At 59.6% G+C, this 19120-nt stretch carries 15 protein-coding genes; 7 read left to right on the top strand and 8 right to left on the bottom strand.

Going from position 1 to position 19120, the window contains the following annotated elements; translation table 11 throughout:
* Window position 1 precedes the first annotated feature (1 nt).
* From fdhF to JT51_RS08845, 3 genes are all read left to right on the top strand, one after another.
* Entirely contained in the window at window positions 2–2785 is a 2784-nt protein-coding gene (gene fdhF, locus JT51_RS08855; RefSeq protein WP_037310853.1) for a formate dehydrogenase subunit alpha, read from the top strand.
* Window positions 2786–2899: 114 nt separating this feature from the next.
* Window positions 2900–3688 (top strand): cyclase family protein, encoded by a 789-nt coding sequence (locus JT51_RS08850; RefSeq protein WP_037310850.1) that lies wholly within the window; start codon window positions 2900–2902, stop codon window positions 3686–3688.
* A 9-nt stretch (window positions 3689–3697) separates the two neighbouring features.
* Window positions 3698–4219 (top strand): thioesterase family protein, encoded by a 522-nt coding sequence (locus JT51_RS08845; protein WP_037311991.1) that lies wholly within the window; start codon window positions 3698–3700, stop codon window positions 4217–4219.
* 196 nt (window positions 4220–4415) lie between these two features.
* Here the strand turns inward: JT51_RS08845 and JT51_RS08840 are convergent, their stop codons facing one another.
* From JT51_RS08840 to JT51_RS08830, 3 genes are all read right to left on the bottom strand, one after another.
* Entirely contained in the window at window positions 4416–8495 is a 4080-nt protein-coding gene (locus tag JT51_RS08840; RefSeq protein ID WP_037310847.1) for a translocation/assembly module TamB domain-containing protein, read from the bottom strand.
* Window positions 8495–10300 (bottom strand): autotransporter assembly complex protein TamA, encoded by a 1806-nt coding sequence (locus JT51_RS08835; protein WP_037310844.1) that lies wholly within the window; start codon window positions 10298–10300, stop codon window positions 8495–8497. The genes JT51_RS08840 and JT51_RS08835 overlap by 1 nt, the downstream gene beginning before the upstream one ends.
* Before the next feature lie 164 nt (window positions 10301–10464).
* The gene (locus JT51_RS08830) at window positions 10465–11688 is read right to left on the bottom strand and encodes a urate hydroxylase PuuD (protein WP_037310843.1); all 1224 of its coding nucleotides are present in this window, start codon (window positions 11686–11688) and stop codon (window positions 10465–10467) included.
* Window positions 11689–11782: 94 nt separating this feature from the next.
* Here JT51_RS08830 and JT51_RS08825 point away from each other — a divergent pair, with 94 nt between their 5' ends.
* On the top strand, window positions 11783–12697 hold the full coding sequence (locus JT51_RS08825; protein ID WP_037311989.1) for a LysR family transcriptional regulator: 915 nt from the start codon (window positions 11783–11785) through the stop codon (window positions 12695–12697).
* Window positions 12698–12701: 4 nt separating this feature from the next.
* On the opposite strand, the gene uraH is transcribed toward JT51_RS08825, so the two are convergent.
* Complete coding sequence (uraH, locus tag JT51_RS08820) at window positions 12702–13058, bottom strand: hydroxyisourate hydrolase (RefSeq protein ID WP_037310840.1); 357 nt, start codon at window positions 13056–13058, stop codon at window positions 12702–12704.
* Between the two features lie 209 nt (window positions 13059–13267).
* Here uraH and puuE point away from each other — a divergent pair, with 209 nt between their 5' ends.
* Entirely contained in the window at window positions 13268–14686 is a 1419-nt protein-coding gene (puuE, locus tag JT51_RS08815) for an allantoinase PuuE (protein ID WP_037310837.1), read from the top strand.
* Window positions 14683–15171 (top strand): ureidoglycolate lyase, encoded by a 489-nt coding sequence (locus tag JT51_RS08810; RefSeq protein WP_037310834.1) that lies wholly within the window; start codon window positions 14683–14685, stop codon window positions 15169–15171. The genes puuE and JT51_RS08810 overlap by 4 nt, the downstream gene beginning before the upstream one ends.
* Window positions 15172–15273: 102 nt before the next feature.
* Here JT51_RS08810 and JT51_RS08805 read toward each other — a convergent pair whose 3' ends face one another.
* The 3 genes from JT51_RS08805 to JT51_RS08795 form a co-directional block, all read right to left on the bottom strand.
* Window positions 15274–16260, bottom strand: a complete 987-nt coding sequence (locus JT51_RS08805) for a type I glyceraldehyde-3-phosphate dehydrogenase (protein WP_037310831.1) — start codon at window positions 16258–16260, stop codon at window positions 15274–15276.
* A 54-nt stretch (window positions 16261–16314) separates the two neighbouring features.
* The gene (locus tag JT51_RS08800) at window positions 16315–16638 is read right to left on the bottom strand and encodes a hypothetical protein (protein WP_037310828.1); all 324 of its coding nucleotides are present in this window, start codon (window positions 16636–16638) and stop codon (window positions 16315–16317) included.
* Between the two features lie 89 nt (window positions 16639–16727).
* Complete coding sequence (locus JT51_RS08795; RefSeq protein WP_037310825.1) at window positions 16728–17561, bottom strand: bifunctional allantoicase/(S)-ureidoglycine aminohydrolase; 834 nt, start codon at window positions 17559–17561, stop codon at window positions 16728–16730.
* A 175-nt stretch (window positions 17562–17736) separates the two neighbouring features.
* On the opposite strand from JT51_RS08795, the gene JT51_RS08790 reads away from it, so the two are divergent.
* Window positions 17737–18093: a hypothetical protein gene (locus JT51_RS08790; protein WP_037311988.1), complete on the top strand. Its 357-nt coding sequence runs from the start codon at window positions 17737–17739 to the stop codon at window positions 18091–18093.
* 7 nt (window positions 18094–18100) lie between these two features.
* Here JT51_RS08790 and JT51_RS08785 read toward each other — a convergent pair whose 3' ends face one another.
* Entirely contained in the window at window positions 18101–19036 is a 936-nt protein-coding gene (locus JT51_RS08785) for a 2-hydroxyacid dehydrogenase (RefSeq protein ID WP_037310822.1), read from the bottom strand.
* Window positions 19037–19120: the final 84 nt, after the last annotated feature.

The raw sequence follows: 19120 nt of genomic DNA, 5'->3' as shown, positions 1-19120 counted from the left end.
CATGCTAGACGCAAGCCCAACCAAGACCGTCACCTTCAACCTGAACGGCGATGACGTCACCGTGCCCGAGGGCACCACGATCTGGGACGCGGCCAATGGCCGTGGACTGGTCATTCCGCACCTGTGCCACAAACCGGCACCGGGCTATAAACCCGACGGCAACTGCCGCGCCTGTATGGTCGAGGTGGAAGGCGAGCGCACTCTGGTCGCCTCGTGCATCCGCCCTGCGGCCGAGGGGATGGTCGTCAAGACCGACACCGACCGGGCCGAGAAATCGCGCGCCATGGTGATGGAGCTGCTGGTGGCGGATCAGCCAGATCAGCCGCATGATGTCTCCAGCCATTTCTGGGACATGGCCAAGCTGAATGATGTCAGCGACAGCCGCTTTCCTGCGAAAGAACCCGAGAAAATTCCACTGCTGGATGACAGTCACGTTGCGATGCGCGTCAATCTGGACGCCTGCATCAACTGCAACCTCTGCGTCCGCGCCTGCCGTGATGTGCAGGTGAATGACGTGATCGGCATGGCCGGTCGCGGGCATACCGCGCAGGTGGTGTTTGACCAGAACGATCCGATGGGCGCGTCCACCTGTGTGGCCTGTGGTGAATGTGTTCAGGCTTGTCCGACCGGTGCCCTGATGCCTGCGACTGTGCTGGACGAAAACCAGCAGGGCGACAGCAAGGATTACGATTCCGAGACCGAAAGCGTCTGCCCGTTCTGCGGTGTGGGCTGCAAGGTGTCGCTGAAGGTCAAGGACGGCAAGGTCAAATATGTCGAGGGCATCAACGGCCCCGCCAACGAAGGCCGCCTGTGTGTCAAAGGCCGCTTTGGGTACGACTATATCCACCACCCGCATCGCCTGACCAAGCCGCTGATCCGGCGCGAGGATGCGCCTGCCAAGGGGCTGAATGTCGATCCGGGCAATATCGGCACTCATTTCCGCGAAGCGAGCTGGGAAGAGGCGATGGACCTGGCCGCCACCAAACTGAAGGCGCTGCGCGAGGATGATCCGCGCAACGTCGCAGGTTTTGGGTCGGCCAAATGCACCAACGAAGAAGCGTACCTGTTCCAGAAATTCATCCGTCAGGGCTTTCGCCACAACAACGTCGACCACTGCACCCGCCTGTGCCACGCCTCGTCGGTGGCCGCACTGATCGAGAATGTGGGCTCGGGGGCCGTGACCGCAGCCTTCAACGATATCAAGGATGCGGATGTGGCGATCATCATCGGGGCCAACCCGATTGAAAACCATCCCGTTGCGGCGACCTATTTCAAGCAGTTCACCAAGCGCGGCGGCAAGCTGATCGTGATGGACCCGCGTGGCGTCGGCATGCGCAAGTTCGCTGATGAAATGCTGCAATTCCGCCCGGGGGCCGATGTCTCGATGCTGAACGCGATCATGAACGTGATCGTCGAGGAAGAACTGTATGACAGCCAGTACATCCACCGCTGGACCGAGAACTGGGAGGCCGAAAAAGAGCATCTGCGCCAGTTCACGCCCGAGGCGATGGCACCGATCTGCGGCATCGAACCGGACCAACTGCGCCGTGTCGCGCGCACCTTTGCGCAGGCCAAGGCCGGTCTGATTTTCTGGGGTATGGGCGTCAGCCAGCATATTCACGGCACCGACAATTCGCGGTGTCTGATCTCGCTGGCTCTGATGACTGGAAATGTCGGCAAACCCGGAGCGGGTCTGCACCCGCTGCGGGGTCAGAACAACGTGCAGGGGGCATCTGATGCGGGCCTGATCCCGATGTTCCTGCCGGATTATCAGTCGGTTACCGATGACGGCATTCGGGCCAAGTTCAACAACGTCTGGAATTCGGACGACTTCTCGAACGAGAAGGGTTTGACCGTGACCGAGATCATTGATCAGGCCTATGCGGGCAACATCAAGGGTATGTACATTCAAGGGGAAAACCCGGCCATGTCGGACCCGGATGTGGGCCACGCGCGGGAAGCGCTGGCCAAGTTGGAACTGATGATCGTGCAGGATATCTTCCTGACCGAGACGGCGAACTATGCCGACATCATCCTGCCCGCCTCGGCGCTGTATGAAAAGAACGGCACGGTGTCGAACACCAACCGTCAGGTGCAACGGGTGCGGCCTGCGGTGACCCCTCCGGGTGAGGCGCGCGAGGATTGGAAAATCACCGTCGAACTGGCGCAGCGTATCGGCCTGAACTGGGAGTACTCGGACGTATCTCAGGTCTTTGCCGAGATGAAGCTGACCATGGAATCGCTGGATAACATCACGTGGGAGCGGCTTGAAAACGAAACGATCACCTACCCATCGCTCAGCGAGACCGATCCGGGCCAGTCAATCGTTTTCGGCGATGGTTTCCCACGTGCGGACGGTCGGGCGAGATTTACCCCGGCCAGCGTCATCCCGCCGGATGAGGCCCCGGATGACGAATACCCGATGATCGCCACCACCGGACGTCAGTTGGAACATTGGCACACCGGCTCGATGACCCGCCGATCCAATGTTCTGGACGCGGTGGAACCGGAAGCGAACTGTTCGATGAACCCCCGCACGTTGAAACTGAAGGGGATCGAACCGGGCGAAATGGTCCGCTTGACGACCCGTCGTGGTTCGATCGAGATCATGGTGCGTGCGGATCGCGCGATTGCCGAGGATATGGTGTTCATCCCGTTTGCCTTTGTCGAGGCGGCCGCGAATATCCTGACCAATTCGGCCATCGACCCCTATGGTAAGATCCCCGAGTTCAAGTTCTCGGCCATCCGCGTCGAAAAGATCGAAGACGCTGTCGCGGCGGAATAATCTACATCCACTCATGAAACAGAAACAGGCGGCCTTTTGGGTCGCCTTTTTCGCGTCTTGACAGCGGGTTGCAGGCGGCCAACCCTAAGGCCGCAGCTAGACCGGGAGGAGTTCATGCCGCGCCGTTTTGTTGATCTTTCTGTTCCGCTAGAGGTCGGGATCGTGTCCGACCCGCCGATCATGCTGCCTGAAATCGAGTATCTGACGCATGATCAGACCGCCGAACAGGTCATGGCCTTTTTCCCGGGCCTGAAAAAAGACGACTTGCCTGGCGGCGAAGGCTGGGCCATCGAACGGTTGCAGATTGCCACTCATAACGGCACCCATCTGGACGCGCCCTATCACCACCATTCCACCATGAACAACGGTCAGCGGGCGATCACCATTGACGAGGTTCCGCTGGAATGGTGCATGAACCCCGGCGTCAAACTGGATTTTCGTCATTTCGATGATGGCTATGTCGTCAGTGCAGCGGATGTTGAGGCCGAGCTGAAACGCATCGGCCACGACCTGCGCCCGCTGGATATAGTTGTCGTCAACACCTCGGCGGGCACACGGTATGGGCACCCCGATTATCTGATGAAAGGCTGCGGCATGGGGCGCGAGGCGACCCTGTATCTGACCGAACGCGGCGTGCGCGTGACCGGCACAGACGCCTGGAGCTGGGACGCCCCCTTTTCGCTGACGGCGCAGGAATACGCCGAAACACGCGATGCGTCGATCATCTGGGAGGGGCACCGCGCCTCGATGGAGATCGGGTATTGCCATATTGAGAAACTCACCAACCTCGAAGACCTGCCGCCCACGGGATTTGAAATCTCATGCTTTCCGTTCAAGATCAAAGGGGCGTCGGCGGGATTTGTCCGGGCCGTGGCGATATTTGACGATCACGACAACCAGTAGGAGGCCATGATGCAGCCCTCAACCCTTCCCCTCAGCGGACATGACGGCCCCTATCCGGCCCCGGTGGACATTCGTGGATTCACGGTGCGGCCCGAATGGGTCGACTATAACGGCCACATGAATGTGGGCTTTTATGGCGTTGCCTTCGATCTGGCGTTGGAAAAGCTGATGGTCGATCACCTTGGGCTGGGCGAAGTGCAGGTCAATGCGTTAGGGCAGGGGCCTTACGTCTTACAGTCACACATGAATTTCATACGCGAAATTCAGCCGGACGACGCCTTTTATTTCCGCTTTCGTTTGCTGGATTCGGATCAAAAGCGCGGTCATTATTTTGCGCAGCTGCTGGCCGAAAAGGATGACGAAGTATGTGCAACGCAAGAAGCGTTGTTCATGAATGTCAGCCACACCACCGGACGGTCTGTACCTTATCCGGATTGGGCAGCCACACGGCTGGCGCGCATGGTTGACGACCACGCTGGCTTGACAGCCGCACCGCAGGTCGGAGAACAGATTGGCATCCGGCGGAAGTGAGCAGGGTGTCAGCGGTTCACTCCCGGAACGCGGCAACAAAGGTCGCCGACAAAGTTATGGAAACAAGAGCCGCCTGCAGAAATGCCCCGTTTCCTTGGCCGTTTGACCCTTGCCAATTTGATAAATCACAACGCGCTACGACCAACAGGAGTTTTGTTGTCCACGGTTTCTCCGGGTTAACGCGCACTTAGGGGGGTCAGTAGTCCCGTTCGAAAAACACACCAACGCCTGTTTCACCGCGCCCATCAACGGTTCCGCGCACAGTGAAGCTGTCGGTGACATCCAGGTTCAGGTTCACCTCGGTATCGCCTTCGGTGTTCACTGTGAAATCAGTATAAAGATTGTCGCTGAGGTAAGCACCGGCGCCCAGACGGCCAGCGCCGCCCTCACTTGCGCCAATGTCTACCGTATCAAGGCCGGTTGCTTCCCTCAGCCCTTTGGTCGCGTCGCCCCCGGCACCGCTGAGCTGCGCCAGCGATGCGGCCATCTGCGCGATGATAAATGGCGAAAGCTCAGAAAACCGGTTGCCGAACAGCAACATGGCCAGCGCTTCTTCGGCGGGGCGTTCGGGGTCGGAAAACACATCCACTTCGGGCGCATCCAACGGACCGGCAATTTCGATGGTGGCGGAACCTTCTGCCGTGCTGGTCGAGGATTCAAACTCGATGTATGGCGTCAGGTCCCCCTGCAGCGTCACGATCCCCTTGGTCAGCGCCAGCCTGCGACCGAGGATGTCAAAGTTACCCCGGATCAATTGGATCTGTCCCGACGGAATGACGGATGTCGTGGTGCCACCGATAAACAAGCGCCCACCCAGTTCCGCGTTCACACCACGGCCACGTACGAACACCGCCTTTGGGGCCAGCAGGCTGATATCCAGCGCGATACGTGAATCGCTTTTGGGTGCGCTTTCATCGACGATCAGGCGCGCACGCTCGCGCGTGATGTAGCTGGCCGCGCTTTCATTCACATGTTGGATATCCGGGATCGGCGCGGCCCCCACGGCACCGGCTGCGGCTGCCAGATTGATATTGGTCTCTTCAAACGTGATTTGCCCGCCAAGCGCACTATTTCCTGCAAGCGCGCCGGTCAGCGCGATTTGCCCATTCAGGGTTGTTTCGTACAACAGCTTGTCCGTCAGCACGAGATTGTTGAGCGTCGTTGTGATTTGCGCGTTGAACGGCGACGTCATGTCCACAGGTCCGGCGACGGTGAAATTGCCGCCAGCCTTGGGTTCACCTTTCAGCGAAATTGTGGCCCGGCCCTGGTTCAGTTCGACCGCCCCGCTTATGCCGGTAATTGTTTGCCCGGCATCCGGGATTGCAAAAGCCGTCCCCGAAGTGGTGATGGACCCCCTGAGGGCTGCCAGCGACGGCTTGCCTTTCAAGGTCAGGTCGTGCCGGGCGGTTCCGTCGATTTTGTTGGGCGAAATGAAAAGGTTGGCAATGCCCAGATTGACAACACCCTGCGCGCGCAAATCTGCCTCGGTGGTGCTTTCATCAAAGGTTCCGGCAATATTGCTGGCGATCTCGGCGGGGCCTTGGGCGGACGTGTCGATTGTCCAGACACCGTCGTCCCGTTTGGCTGTGCCCTTGGCAGAAATCGTGCCGGGAAATTCGGGGATGAAACGTTCTATCTTGTTGAACTTGGCGTCAAATTCCAGATCAGCTGATCCGTTTCTGTCTACATTCCCCATCAGGGTCGCATAAGAGCTGTCAGGCCCCCGTAAGCTGGTCGTGCCCTCCAAACCCGATCCGGTGGGTGCAACGTTCCCTTCCAGGGTCAGCGGCCCGGACATCGCAGTGGTGATGCGTGCCAGATTATCCAGTTTGGCCGAATAGGTCACCCCGCCTGAATCCCGATCCAGTTGACCAGACGCCTGCGCAGACAAAGCCGTGCCTTGCAGGCGGAACGTGCGGATATTGACACCCTGTTCATCTTTCGCCGCATCCACGTTCAGCGTCGTGCGGCCCTGGATCAGTTTGTCGGCCAGTTCGATGCCGGTCTGAAGGTCATTGGCATCCAGATTGCCCTGAATATCGAACAATTGGCTGGACCGCGCACCGCTGCCTTGCACATTCGCCTTGATCGACCCTGCCAGATCCCGCCCCGCAAGGCCCGAAAACAGTGATAGGTCAGGGGCGTTCAACCGCGCCTGCCCGTTGACCGAAAGCGCACCCGTCGGATCATCGACCGTGCCCTTGGCCTGCGCGGTCAGGGCGGTGCCGTTGATGGTGGCGTTCCGAATGTCGATCCGGTCTGCTGTACGCGCGCCATCCCATTGAACCGAGGTCTTGCCTTTCAACAGCGGATCAATGTCGGACATCCCGGTTTGAATATCCTGTCCGGTGATGCTGGCCGTGCCATCAAACTCCAGCGTTTGAACGGTGCCGGTGCCATCCAGTTCAGCTTGCAGCGCGCCACCCAGTTCACGCTGTGCAAGACCCGAAAAGACGGACAGTTCGGGTGCATTCACCTTGGCTTGGCCGTCGATGGTCAGATTGCCGTCCGTTGTTGTCACCGCGCCGCTGGCCTGTGCCTGCGCCGCGTCGCTGTTTAGGTCGAATTCGCGAATGGTAATGCCGTCAGAGCCGCGTTTGGCGTCCAGGGTGATCGTGGTTTCACCCGTGATAATCGGGTCGATGTCGTCGCGCCCAGTGGACAGGTTGCTGCCCTGAACCACCAGCTTTCCGTCAAAGCTGCCCTCCAGCGGCGAGCCTGTCCCATCAACCTTGGCCGAGGCTTGTCCGCCCAGGTCCAGCTTGGCCAGATCGGAAAACCGCGAAAGGTCTGTTGCCTCAAGCTTTGCGGACCCGTCGACCGTCAGGCCGCTGTTCAACCCGTCGATCAGCGCGTCCAGCGACAGCGTATAGTCGCTTCCAACCAGTTCGAACCCCGACAGGTTCAGCGATTGGCCACTGCCATAGCTGAACAGACCATCCAGCGTGATACGGTCGCCCAATGCGGTGTTCAGTGCCGGATCGGTCAGCTCGATCCCGTTTATGGTCGCCTGAACATCGCCCTGAACCTTGAAAGCATCGCCCTGATCCAATGTGCCCTGTGCCGTGATCCGGGCTTCTTGCAGTTTGGCCTGCTGAGATTTGAAGGCGTCTGCTGTCAGGCTCAGGTCCCACAAGTTGCCATTCGTCTGATCAAACAGGGCCGACAGTTGGGCGGCCTCTATCGAGGTTTCCCCGCCTGATCCCGGAAGCACAACAGTCTGCCCGTCCGGTGGGGTGATCCGGCCTTGCAAAGCGGCCAGTTGCAAAGTGCCACCTTCCGCCAGCTGTAACTTCCCCTTGAGGGTCAGCGCTTGCGACGAAAACTCCAGATCCGAGATATCCAGCGCGCCCTGAGGCTGGGTCTGGCCATCCACGAACAGGCGCGTATTCGTGCCAAAAAACGGGTCGAGATTATCTGTCAGGAACGGTGTCAGATCACCGCCCAGATCAGCGGTAAAGGCAATGCCGTCCGCCGCGCCGCTGTCGGCTGCGCGCAGCCGGACCTGCCCGGTGACGCGTGGCTGCCTGTCGCTGCTCAACCCGATATTTGCTGTGAAATCGGTGACCGGCCCTGCGCCTTTGGCGGTCAACCCGATCGGCGGGCTGTCGGGGATGTTCAGCGCCGTTGAAATCAACCCGCCTGCGGCTTCGGTCACGTTCAAATCCAGATTGATTTCGCTTGTCGCGTTCTGGAAACCGGCCGTCAGCTTGATCTCATCGCCGGCCCGATCCAATCGGGTAACGTCAAGGTTGGTGTCCAGCGCGCCATCCGCCAATGACAGGTTGCCAGTGACGGTCAAATCGGCGGCAACACCGATCAGCGGCTCGCCAAGCGACAGATCATCAACCCGGATTTCACCGATTTCGATGGAAACGGGCAGTTCGGGCAACTGAAAGGGTTGCGTTTCCGCCGATGGGGCCGGTTCGTCTTTTGTGGTCGTACCGGGTGCCCGGGCGATGTCGATTTCCTGCGCGGTCAGGGCATTGACGGAAAATCGGCCCCGGATCAGGGCCAGCCGATTCCAATCCAGTTCGGCGTCTTTGATGGTCAGCCAGACACCTTCGTCATCCGCCACGGTGATTTCTTCAATCGTCGCACGCGCGCTCAGCGCGCCTTGCAGGCCCTTGACGGTGACGTTCTGATCGTCACCGGACAAAGTGTCCTGCAAGAATCTCTCCAGCATACTGCCGCCTTCGTCTTCCTGCGCGACCAGAGGCTGCGGCGCGGTCAGGGTCAGCACCACGGCAAACAGAGGATATGAATGACGTCGCATCAAAATGCCTGTCCGATCCCGATATAGAACTGCAGACCATTCCCGGTAGTGCCCTGAACCGGCAAGGCCAGATCAAGGCGCAGGGGGCCAAAGCCGCCCAGATCGTATCTGACCCCAAGCCCGGCGCCGGAATGATACTCGGCCCCGCTGCCGATAAAGGAAGACGTATCAACAACACCGTAATCATAGAATCCGACAAGCGAAATAGTGTCGGTGATTTTACCGCGCACCTCGCCCGACAATCCAATAAAGGATTTCCCGCCAGCCACACCGGACCCGACAGGAATGCCGAGGCTTTCGAAAGGCTGGCCGCGCACGGTTCCCGCGCCGCCGGAAAAGAACAGGAAGTCCGGCGTTACGCCGTCTTCGGCCGGGCCGATTACCGAGCCCAGTTGCGCGCGACCTGCCAGAACGATCCTGCCAGCCGTTCCCAGACTGGTATAGGCGCGGCCGTCCAAGAACATCCGAAGGCCGGTTTCGGTGCCGGACAGTCCGACAAATGGCATCACCTGCGCATCCAGATAGAACCCCCGCGTTGCGCTGACTTTGCTGTCGCGCTCGTCCCATTCTGACCGGAAGGGCACGATGAAATATCGGAACTTGCGCCCATTGCCATAGGCGTCATCGGCATCCGACCACTGAAACCCAGCGGACGCTTCGGCATAAAGCCGGTCAGAGAATGTTCGCCGCGCACCATAGGCCAGCGAAGCGACCGTCACGTTATAGTTGTCGGTGTTGCGGCGTTCCAGCAAGGCGTTCCAGAACGTGTTGTCATCCGGGCCCAGCCTGTCCGGCTGATCCAGACGCAGGCCAATTCGCCCGTCCAAAGCCTCGGACCCGCCGATGTTGCGCAAGGCGGCCTCGAACCGAAGGCGTTCGGCGCGTCGAAAGACGTTGCGATGGGTCCAGGTTGCCGTCAGGTCTATCCCGTCGCGTGATGCAACCTCTAACCCGAATGTCAGGCGGCGTTTGGGCAGGTCTTCGAAATAGGCGTCGAAATCCAGCGTGCCGTCTGGGTTGGGCGTTTTACGTTCCTCGATGGCCACGACATTGAACGTGCCCGTACGGCGCAACCGTGTGCCGACTTTTTGAATCTGTTGGGGCGAATAGACCTCGCCCGAGGGAAAGCCCGCGATCTTTTCGATGGATCGATGGCGAACATCGGTGTCACCGCTGATGTGCAGTTTGCCAAAGGTCAGGCGCGGGCCCGGGGCAAGGTCGATCTGCGCGTCCAGCCTGTCCTGCGCGTGGCGTGCAATGACGGTCTGATCTTCGACTTCGGCCTTGGCGTGCCCTGCATCGCGCCAGCCCTGAACGCCAGCCGAGGCCGCCTGTTGGATTGCGCCGGTTGTCGCCAGCTTGCCCGGGGCGAACTCCTCGGGCAGTTCTGTATCAGGCGCCACGGGCTGTACGATGGCGGTACCGAATTTGAAAGTCGGGCCGGTATCGACGGTTATCACCGCGCGATTGATCTGCGCGGGTACGCTAAGCGAACTGAGGTCGGCGGCTTCCTGACCGTCCAGCTTGATGCTGACAACCGGGCTGAAATAGCCTTCGTCGTACAGGATCTGAACTATGGTGCGGTAATCGGACAGGGCCGCCGACAGGATTTCCAAGGGTGTGTCCAGCCCGCGGGATTCAGCCGTTGTGACCGAGGACGTTTCCTCCAGCCGTTCCACAAGGGCTTCCGAAGCACCAGGGGCCACCAACGTCGTTTCCAAAGCGGCCAGAGAGGTCGGCAAGGCGGCGGTGATCGCACCGAAAAGGCAACATTTCACAAAGGCCTGCGGCCTGCTCCACTGCATCTAATGGCTCCAACTGCCCCAAGTCGAAATCAAATTTGCCGTCTTATGCTTGCCGACAGCTGAGAATGATATCTTTTATGTTAGAGCATCAGTTTCCATGCAGGAAAAGGTATTATCGAATAAGTTGCCAAATTAACCGATGGTGTGGTCACCCGGTATCTTGATCAGGACCCGGCATTGCGGAACCAGCGAATGATGGCTTCGCGATCTTCGGGTTCCATATATGTCACGTTAGCCGGAGGCATCGCGTGGCTGACGCCGGCTTGCAGATAAATCTGCTTGGCGTTGCGGGCAATGTCACCTTGGGTTTCCAGCAGGACGCCTTTGGGGGCCCAAAGGATGCCCTCCCACACCGGTTCACGCGCGTGACACATGGAACAGCGGCCCAAAACGATGTCATGCGCCTCTTCGAACCCATCCGCCGCAGCGAACTGTTGTTCGTATCGGGTCAGCGGCTGGGCCTCGGCCTCTTCCAGCGGTTTGTACATCGGTGCGGTCGACAGCCACATTATGGCGATGAACAGCAGGGCGGTGACCAGCCAGGTCCAGGTGGGGTTGCCTGCGCGGGCGTGGCGGGTGTTGAAGTAATGCCGGATCGTGACACCCATCAGGAACACCAGCGCGGCGATGATCCAGTTGTATTCGGTGGCAAAGGCCAGCGGATAGTGGTTCGACAACATCAGGAAAACGACCGGCAGGGTCAGATAGTTGTTGTGGGTGGACCGCAGCTTGGCGATTTTGCCATATTTCGGGTCCGGCGTGCGCCCGTTTTTGAGGTCATCCACCACGATGCGTTGGTTCGGCATGATGATGAAGAACACATTCGCCGTCATGATCGTGGCTGTGAACGCGCCCAAATGCAGCATCATCGCGCGCCCGGTGAATATCTGGTTATAGCCCCAGCCCATCGCCACCAGCAGCACGAACAGCAGCACCATCAGCAGAGTGGGGCGTTCGCCCAAGCCGGATTTGCACATAAAATCATAGATCAGCCAACCCACAGTCAGCGACGCGGCTGAAATCAAAATCCCCTGCCACAGCGCCAGATCGGCCTTTTGCGCGTCGATCAGATACAGCTCTCCGCCGACCCAATAGACGATCATCAACAGGGCCGCGCCGCTTAGCCAGGTGGCATAGCTTTCCCATTTGAACCAGGTCAGGTGGTCCGGCATCCGCTCGGGCGCGACCAGATATTTCTGGATGTGATAGAAACCACCACCATGTACCTGCCATTCCTCTCCATCGGCGGGGCCGGGGATGTCGCGGTTCAGGCCAAGGTCCAGCGCGATGAAATAAAAGGACGATCCGATCCAGGCAATGGCCGTGATCACATGCAGCCAGCGCACGGCAAAGGCCATCCAGTCCCAGAACACGGCAAAGTCGTACATGCAAGTTCTCCGATTACGTGTCGCCACACTAGGCAAACCGGCTTTTCTTCGGTATTCCCGTATATTGTCAAACTGTATCAAAAAAAACGGAAAGATGTCCTACCTCGACAATATACGCACGTTCGTCAGGGTCTATGATCTGGGCAGCATGTCCGCCGCGGGGCGTGACCTGCGGATATCGCCTGCGGTGACATCAGCACGGATTTCGCAGCTTGAAGATCATCTAGGCGTCCGCCTGTTCCAGCGCACCACCCGCAACCTCAGCCCGACCGAGCAGGGGCGGGCCTTTTATCCCGGGGCGGTGGCGGTTCTGGACGCGGTGGATGAGGCTGAGGCACAGGTGGTCCACTTGACCGAAGCGCCGCGTGGCACGTTGTTTGTGGCTGCACCTTTGGGTGTGGGTCGCCGGTTGTTGGCGCCGCATGTTCCTGATTTTCTGTCCGAATACCCCGAAATTGACGTGCGCCTTCGATTGACCGACAGATCCGTTGACTTGACCACCGAGGGGCTGGATCTGGCGTTTTTCATAGGTCAGCCCGAAGACAGCACCCTGCGAATCCGAAAGATTGCCGATTGCCAGCGCGTGCTGTGCGCGGCACCGAATTATGTTGAACGGCACGGAATGCCCCAGACTGGGGCCGATCTGGTGTCCGGGCAGCATGAATGCCTGAACCTGCGATTCCCCGGCGCGACAGAGTTTCAGTGGCTTTTGGAAACGCCTGACGGACCAAAGCGGTATGCCGTATCCGGTCGGTATGAATGTGATGATGGGGATGTACTGACCGACTGGGCCTTATCGGGGCAGGGCATCGTGATGAAACCGGTGTTCGAGGTGATTGATCACGTCAAGGCGGGGCGGCTTGTGCCGGTCGTGGTCGATACGCCACCGGTATCGGTGCAGATGGCGTGCCTTTATACCCACAGGCGTCATCAGGACCCCAAGGTACGTCTGTTCATGGATTTCATGATTGCGCGGATCAGCGACGTGGTTCGCACCTCCGAGGTCTGAGCCCCTAGCTGCCCCGGTACGTGGAATACCCGAAGGGCGACAGCAAAAGTGGCACATGGTAATGCGCCTGATCGTCTGACACGCCAAAGCGGATCGGAACCTGATCCAGAAACAGCGGGTCTTCGACGGCCTGCCCGGTTGCGCGCAGATAGGCTCCGGCAAAGAACACCAGCTCATAAATACCGGTTTTGAACGCGCCCTGCGGCAGGATCGGACTGTTGGTGCGGCCGTCTGAATTGGTGGTCATTTCCGCCAGTTTGCGGCGGTTTTCGCCGGACAGTTCGAACAGGGTGATCTTCAGCCCCTCAGCGGGGCAGCCGTGGGCCGTGTCCAAAACATGGGTCGTCAGGTATCCTGCCACGGGGTTCTCCTAGTCTATCGTCGCTTTTCAGCATTGCCGCTGCGTACCGGTCTTGGCAAACAGGTTTTGTTTGGCACAGTCTCGTTTGAAACCCGAAACTTTGGGAATACCGAAAGAAAGGGAAACAGCGTTCGGATTGATTTGATAATACTACCTGCAATTCTGCGCTAAAGCGTAGGTAACTTAGAAAACCCAAGGCGGAAGACACAATGCAGCCCCCCCGTTATCCCCGCGACATGATCGGATATGGCGCCACCCCGCCGGATGCCCAATGGCCTGGTGGTGCCAAGCTGGCGATCCAGATCGTACTGAACTATGAAGAGGGCGGCGAAAACTGCGTCTTGCATGGCGACGCGGCGTCCGAGGCGTTCCTGTCCGAGATTGTTGGCGCGGCGCAATGGCCCGGTCAGCGTCACTGGAACATGGAATCGATCTATGAGTATGGCGCGCGGGCGGGGTTCTGGCGTCTGCACCGGCTGATGCAGGATCTACCGATTACGGTTTACGGTGTGGCCACCGCCTTGGCCCGATCTCCGGATCAGTTGTCGGCGATGAAATCGGCAGGCTGGGAAATCGCCAGCCACGGTCTGAAATGGGTCGAACACAAGGATATGCCCGAGGAGGAAGAGCGCGCCCAGATCGCCGAAGCCATCCGCTTGCACACCGAGGTCGTGGGCGAACGCCCGCGCGGTTGGTACACCGGGCGCTGCTCGGAAAACACGGCGCGGCTGGTCGCTGAAGAGGGCGGCTTTGCCTATGTTGCTGACACCTATGCAGATGATCTGCCCTATTGGATGCGCACGGGCGGGCGTGATCAATTGATTGTTCCCTACACGCTGGATTGCAACGACATGCGCTTTGCCACGCCACAGGGGTTCAACGCGGGTGATCAGTTCTTTTCATACCTCAAAGACAGTTTTGACGCGCTTTATGCCGAAGGAGAGGCGGGTGCGCCCAAGATGCTGTCGATTGGCCTGCATTGCCGCCTGATCGGGCGACCGGGGCGGGTTATGGCGCTGAAGCGGTTCCTGGATTATGCGCACGGGTTTTCCGACGTGTGGTTTGCGACGCGTTTGCAGATTGCTGAACATTGGGCAGCACTTCATCCTCCGGCGGATCGGCCCAAGCCTTCTGAGATGGACCGCGAGGAGTTCGTTGAGGCATATGGTGGCATTTTCGAACATTCCGCCTGGATTGCCGAACGTGCCTTTGACCTTGAACTTGGCCCGGCGCATGACACCGCAGGAGGCTTGCACAGTGCGTTGACCCGCATGTTCCGCTCAGCGTCCGAAGAAGAGCGTTTGGGCGTGTTGACGGCGCACCCGGATTTGGCAGGCAAGCTGGCGCAGGCCAAACGGCTGACACAGGAAAGCACGTCTGAACAAGCCTCGGCCGGGTTGGATGCGCTGACGGATCAGGAGCGCGCGGCATTCACGGAATTGAACCAGGGCTACACTCAGAAATTCGGGTTCCCGTTCATCATCGCCGTGCGCGATCATGACAAGGCATCGATCCAGCAGGCGTTTCAACGCCGGATCGCGCAGGACCGCAACACCGAATTCGCCGAGGCCTGCCGTCAGGTTGAAAGGATCGCTGAATTCCGTCTGAAAGACCTGTTGTCGTCATGAGCCGCCGGATCGTTGTTTCGCCGCTGACGGCCAAGGCTTTCGCGCCCTTTGGCGATGTGATCGAGGTCGCAGGTGACCCGGACAAGGTCATCAATCAGGGACAGTGCGGCCGGTATCATGATCGCGCGCAGCTTGAGTTTTCTGACGGCGTGGCGGGTATCAGCCTGTTCAATGCGAACCCTCGGGCTTTGCCGTATCAACTGGACATGGTCGAACGGCATCCGGACGGCAGTCAGGCGTTCATTCCCATGACGCACCAACCCTTTCTGGTCGTTGTCGCGCCGGATGTCGGTGGACGCCCCGGCCAACCGCTGGCCTTTGTGACCACCCCCGGTCAGGCGGTGAACTATCACCGGGGAACGTGGCATGGTGTCCTGACGCCTTTGCATGGCCCCGGCCTGTTCGCGGTGGTCGACAGGATCGGCGGCGGCGGCAATCTGGAAGAGTTCTGGTTCGACACCCCATATGAGGTTGTGCCCGGGTAATCAGCGGGGCCTCCCGCCTGGTCCGGTCGCATCACAGATGCTCGGGACCAGTTGGGCCGGGCAGCGTGCGGGCTATGCCCGCCCGCTGCAGGCGCGCCCCGATCAGCCGTGGGTCATGAGGCGGGCGACGTCCAGCATCCGTGCCGAAAAGCCCCATTCGTTGTCATACCATCCAAAGACACGGACCTGATGTTCGCCCACCATCCGGGTTTCCGGGCCTGCGATGACAAGCGATTCCGGCCGTGTGCGCAGGTCGGAGGACACCAGCGGGGAATCGGTCCAGCCCAGAACGGCGGATTGCGCGACGGCCCTGCGCAATTCGGCGTCAAACGTGGCGGCGGACATTCCACGTTCCAAGGTCACGACCAAGTCCACGGCAGAGACGCTGGCTGTTGGAACGCGGACCGCTGCGCCGGAAATGCGGCCTGCAAGGTGGGGCATAACCTCGTCGATCAACTGCGTGGCGCTGGTGGTTGTGGGAACCATGGACAGCGCACCGGCGCGCGAGCGTGCCAGATCACCCCGGGGGGCGTCCACCATGGGCTGGCTGTTCGTGTAACAGTGGATAGTTGTCATATGGGCCGACGCGATGCCGCCGATCCCGTCCAGCACCTTGACCAGCGGCGCAAGCCCGTTGGTGGTGCAGGATGCGTTGGATACGATCCGTGCATTGCCCAGTTGATTTTCGTTTGCGCCCAAGACGATGGTGATTTCCGTTGCAGGCGATGGGCCCGAGATCAGGACCTTGCTTGCCCCTGCGGTCAGCCCCTGGCTGGCGACATCCGATGTGCGCGCAACACCGGTGCAATCCATCAGGACATCGACGCCGGACAGATCCACCCGCGTCAGGTCCCGGGCATGAGTGACCGGGACCGGGCGGTCGTCGATAACGATGGCCCCTTCGCCCTGATCGACCCTGCCGGGATAAGGGCCAAAGGTGCTGTCGTATTTAAACAGGTAGGCGCAGGTCTCCAGCGGTGCGATATCGTTGATCAGCACCAGCTCGATACCAGCATCCTGCGGTAACGCCAGAATCTGCCGCAAGATCGTGCGGCCGATGCGGCCGAATCCATTGATCGCAAGTTTCATGGGCAAGCTATGGCAGCGCGCCGGTCAGACCTCAATGCCCGTTTCGGCCCAAGGTCAGTTGCAGCTGACCTGTGAAAAGAACTGGCCCGAGATGTTTTGATACATGCTGGCCACAATCGGCTTACACCCGGTCGCTTGCTGAATGGCGGCGATGGCCTGAATTGTGCGCAGGCGCGGCGGCGGACCAAAGGGGTTCAGGTTGTTGTTGTCGCGTGTGGCGCGATAAACCACCGGAGATTCCGAGACTTGCGTAATGGCCCAGGTGCGGCTCATGACGGAAACCGATTTGGTTTCCTCTTTTGCGACAGCCGGGGTGACGTCGATTGCCGTCAATCCAATTACAGCTGCCAGTGTCAGCGTTGTTGCGCGCAGTACCATTGAACAATCTCCAGTGCTAAAAACCGATGTTATTTCACCAGATTCAAGCGCTTCTGTGAACCCCTGGCCCGCAAAAAGCCTGAACCACTTTAACGTTGGGGATATGACAGAGTCATATGGCGGTTCACGTCCTTGTACAACAAGTAACGGAATCGCCCCGGGCCGCCCGCGTAACAGGCCTGCGGGCAGAAGGCGCGCAGCCACATGTAATCGCCGGCCTCGACCTCGACCCAATCCTGGTTGAGGCGATAGACCGCTTTGCCCTCGAGCACATACAACCCGTGTTCCATGACGTGGGTTTCGGCAAAGGGGATCACGCCGCCGGGTTCAAAGGTGACGATATTGACGTGCATGTCGTGCCGCAGGTCCTGCGGGTCGGTAAAGCGGGTGGTGGCCCAGCGTCCTTCGGTTCCGGGCATCGGCGTGGGGGGGACGTCGCGTTCGTTGGTGATGATCGGTTCGGGGGCAGGCAGGCCGGGGACGGCCTCATACGCCTTGCGAACCCAGTGAAAGCGCGCCGTTTCATCCGCGCGGTTGTGCAGGGCCCAGTCGGATCCGGCGGGGATATAGGCGTATCCGCCGGTTTCGAGCACATGAACGTCACCGTCCAGCGTCAGCGTTACCGCGCCTTCGACCACGAACAGGACGGCCTGCGCCCGCGTGTCGGTCTCGGGGGTGTCGCTGCCGCCACCGGGTTGGACCTCCATGATGTATTGGGAAAAGGTTTCGGCAAAACCGCTGAGGGGACGGGACAACACCCAAAGCCGGGTGTGTTCCCAGAACGGCAAAAAGCTGGTGACAATGTCGCGCATCGTGCCTTTGGGAATCACCGCATAGGCGTCGGTGAACATGGCCCGGTCGGTCAACAGTTGATCCTGACCGGGATGACCGCCTTTGGGCGCATAATACGTTGGGTGTGCCATCGAAAGCCTCTGTTTCGTCTTTTGGGCACTATGAGGGGATCGGCCCGCCGGTCCTAGCATCAGACTTGCGATAGGTTTATTCGGGATAATTTGAAGGTCGCCTTACAGGGCTTGGCCGCCGCCCCTTGCCAGTATAGTCTTGAATGCAAATCTATTTCAGCATGACGAGGCGATCATGAAAGCCTGGATATCTTCTACAGTGGTGGCAGCAGCTTTGTTGGGGCTAGCCGCAGTTACACAAGCCAAACCCTTGTCGCGGATCATTGCGGAAACGGGTCTGAGCCCGGCGGACTTTAATATTGTCGCCGCAACCGCCGACGCGATGCTGGCGGGTGGTACGCCGCAGGTCGGTACGGAAAGCACCTGGCACAGCGATGAGACGGGATCGAAAGGCACAATCCGCGTGGGCGAAGTGCGTGACAACTGTGTTCAACTACAGCATTTTATTCAGCCAGCAGGCGCGGATGAAACGCGTGAGATCAGGACGCGCAGATGTCGTGATGCTGCGGGCAACTGGGTTCTGACGCCCTGACCGGGGTTCAATAGCCGCGGGTGCGGTCGACCTCGTGCAGCAGCGGGGTTCCTGCATTCAGCCGCTGAAAATTCTCGACCACATCGGCAAGGGCTTCGCCCAGATGCCAGCCGGAGACGTGCGGAGTGATCGTAACGCCGGGATGGGCCCACAATGGGCTGTCCGACGGCAGCGGTTCGTGGCTGGTTACATCCAGAACCGCGTGGCCGGGCGCGCCCTTGTCCAATGCGGCGATCAGGGCGGTTTCGTCAATCAGATCCCCGCGACCGGCGTTCAGCAATTGGCTTCTGGGCTTCATAGCAGCCAGCATCTGCGCATCGAACATTCCGACCGTCTGCGGGGTCGAGGGCAGGATGGCGCAGAGGTGATCGCATTGCGCCAGCAATTCAGGCAAGGCGTCCTGACCGTGCAAACAGGTGACGCCTTCGATCTGTTTGGGTGAGCGGCTCCAACCCATGACCTGAAACCCGATTGCACGCAGCATTCTGGCGCTACGCGCGCCGATGTGGCCCAGCCCAAGCACACCCACCACGGTGTTCGGCGAAAAGCCCGGCTCTTTGGGGGTCCATTCCGCGCGGCTTTGCGCCGCCTGGTGAAAGGCCACATGTCGTTGACGGTGCAGGACATAGGTCACAAACCATTCGGCAATACCCTGCGCCGGGGCGTCCGGTTTCAGCCGCGCCACGCGCACGTGGTCCGGCAGGTTGGGATTGCCGACAATTGTTTCCACCCCGGCACCCAGTTTCTGGATCAGTCGCAGGTTCGGCAGGCGCTGAAGATGCGCGTCCTGCAAGCTGACCACACCGATCATCGTGATCTCGCTGACATCGCCTATTGTTTGGGGCGTCCGCACATCCAGAGACGGGTGTATGCGTTGAATTTCAAGGGCAATATCGCTGTCACTCATCCAATCGGACAGGCCGGATTCGATCAACAAGGCCATTTCGCACTCCACCTCTGGTTCAATTTTGATTGTATTGACGTTCCGTCACCTAGCTGGACATCGTGACGGCAGCTAAGTCATTCT

The organism is Ruegeria halocynthiae (genome assembly GCF_000743705.1).
Classification (GTDB): domain Bacteria; phylum Pseudomonadota; class Alphaproteobacteria; order Rhodobacterales; family Rhodobacteraceae; genus Ruegeria; species Ruegeria halocynthiae_B.
Note: the sequence above shows the minus strand (reverse complement) of the source record. Positions and strands in the feature narration are given on the sequence as shown.

Bases quoted from the DNA above. Each gene is read 5' to 3' on its own strand.
- JT51_RS08850 (WP_037310850.1), top strand. From the start codon at position 2,900: ATGCCGCGCCGTTTTGTTGATCTTTCTGTTCCGCTAGAGGTCGGGATC.
- JT51_RS08835 (WP_037310844.1), bottom strand. From the start codon at position 10,300: ATGCAGTGGAGCAGGCCGCAGGCCTTTGTGAAATGTTGCCTTTTCGGT.
- JT51_RS08785 (WP_037310822.1), bottom strand. From the start codon at position 19,036: ATGGCCTTGTTGATCGAATCCGGCCTGTCCGATTGGATGAGTGACAGC.
- JT51_RS08825 (WP_037311989.1), top strand. From the start codon at position 11,783: ATGTCCTACCTCGACAATATACGCACGTTCGTCAGGGTCTATGATCTG.
- puuE (WP_037310837.1), top strand. From the start codon at position 13,268: ATGCAGCCCCCCCGTTATCCCCGCGACATGATCGGATATGGCGCCACC.
- JT51_RS08790 (WP_037311988.1), top strand. From the start codon at position 17,737: ATGAAAGCCTGGATATCTTCTACAGTGGTGGCAGCAGCTTTGTTGGGG.
- JT51_RS08840 (WP_037310847.1), bottom strand. From the start codon at position 8,495: ATGCGACGTCATTCATATCCTCTGTTTGCCGTGGTGCTGACCCTGACC.
- JT51_RS08805 (WP_037310831.1), bottom strand. From the start codon at position 16,260: ATGAAACTTGCGATCAATGGATTCGGCCGCATCGGCCGCACGATCTTG.
- JT51_RS08795 (WP_037310825.1), bottom strand. From the start codon at position 17,561: ATGGCACACCCAACGTATTATGCGCCCAAAGGCGGTCATCCCGGTCAG.
- JT51_RS08810 (WP_037310834.1), top strand. From the start codon at position 14,683: ATGAGCCGCCGGATCGTTGTTTCGCCGCTGACGGCCAAGGCTTTCGCG.
- fdhF (WP_037310853.1), top strand. From the start codon at position 2: ATGCTAGACGCAAGCCCAACCAAGACCGTCACCTTCAACCTGAACGGC.
- JT51_RS08845 (WP_037311991.1), top strand. From the start codon at position 3,698: ATGCAGCCCTCAACCCTTCCCCTCAGCGGACATGACGGCCCCTATCCG.
- JT51_RS08800 (WP_037310828.1), bottom strand. From the start codon at position 16,638: ATGGTACTGCGCGCAACAACGCTGACACTGGCAGCTGTAATTGGATTG.
- JT51_RS08830 (WP_037310843.1), bottom strand. From the start codon at position 11,688: ATGTACGACTTTGCCGTGTTCTGGGACTGGATGGCCTTTGCCGTGCGC.